Source organism: Pseudomonas sp. AC463, assembly GCF_979253585.1.
The window spans coordinates 1-271 of sequence record NZ_CEEDDZ010000620.1; the positions used below are offsets into that span (position 1 = coordinate 1).

The 271-nt window shown below is 69.7% G+C and carries 1 protein-coding gene; it reads right to left on the reverse strand.

What is annotated here, in order from left to right; translation table 11 throughout:
- Positions 1 to 271 (reverse strand): glutamine amidotransferase-related protein (locus tag AC0IYH_RS31700; RefSeq protein ID WP_471838224.1); only part of this gene is annotated, 271 nt, incomplete at both ends.

Genomic DNA, 271 nt, shown 5'->3' on the forward strand with positions numbered 1-271 from the left:
GAACTGCATGCCGTAGATGCGGCGCTCGTCGTCCGCGGTGATCGCGAAGGGCGCGCCCCTGGACGACGCGACCGGCCGGAACCCCGGTGCCAGCGCCGCGACATGATCGCCGTGGCTCATCCACACCTGATGCCGCTCGCCCGCGGTCCACAGCCCGTCGAACAGTCCGCAGCCGTCATCGACGGACACGAACGCCTCACCGAATTCCCCACTGTTGCCCTTCTCGACCCGCCCCCCAAGCTGCGCGTTCAGCGCCTGCTGCCCGTAGCAG